This window comes from Kitasatospora putterlickiae (genome assembly GCF_039527695.1).
GTDB classification, from domain to species: domain Bacteria; phylum Actinomycetota; class Actinomycetes; order Streptomycetales; family Streptomycetaceae; genus Kitasatospora; species Kitasatospora putterlickiae.
This window is the reverse complement of sequence record NZ_BAAAKJ010000345.1, coordinates 4,542-5,327: the sequence shown is the minus strand read 5'-3', so window position 1 is coordinate 5,327 and position 786 is coordinate 4,542. Positions and strand designations below refer to the sequence as shown.

The 786-nt window shown below is 71.1% G+C and carries 1 protein-coding gene; it reads right to left on the bottom strand.

All coding sequences use genetic code 11. The annotated features are described in order from the left end of the window. A partial coding sequence (locus ABD308_RS32060) for an ATP-dependent helicase C-terminal domain-containing protein (protein ID WP_344342956.1) occupies nt 1-786 on the bottom strand: 786 nt, incomplete at both ends.

Here is a 786-nt window from a genome sequence, read left to right as displayed (position 1 = left end):
ACTTCCGGGCGTTGGTGCGTTTGGTGGGCTCGGCCGTCGTCGGGTCTTCGGGCCAGGGGTGGCGGGGGTAGCGGCCTCTCAGATCTGCGCGGACGGCGGGGTAGCCGTTGTGCCAGAAGGACGCCAGATCTCCTGTGATGGCGGCGGGGCGGCCGGCGGGGGAGAGGAGGTGGATGGTGAGGGGGATTCTTCCGGCGGCCAACGCCGGAGCGGCCTTCCAGCCGAAGAGTTCCTGCAACTTCACTGCCAGCACTGGGCGGTCGGTGGTGTAGTCGACTCGGATCTTCGATCCACTGGGGACAGTGATGCGTTCGGGGGCGAGTTCGTCCAAGCGGCCTGCCTCGCCGGTGGACCAGGGGAGGAGGCGTTGGAGAGCGGCTGTCGTATCAATGCGCGCCAGGTCGGATCGGCGGCGGGCGCGGGAGAGTTCGGGCTCCAGCCACTCGTCGGCGCGGTCGAGCAGGGCCTCGTCGCTGACGTCGGGCCAGGGGGCGCCGATTGAGGTGTGGAGGAAGGCCAGACGCTCGCGGAGGCTGGACGGGAACGTCAGGAGAGTGCTCAGGCCCTCGCGGGTGAGGCCTTCGAGGAGGGCGGCGCGGACGAGGGCCCGGTCGGGCTTGGTGAGGGGCTTCTCCGCGAGTTCGATGGCGCCGAGGGAGTCGACTTGGCGGGAGACGACGTCGCTGCGCCGGGTGTCCCAGTGCACTTCGGCGCGACTGGCGAGCAGTGGCGCGCCGGCCTGGCGGGCGGTGTCCTCGTCCAGCGCGGCGGCGTGCAGGATCCGGG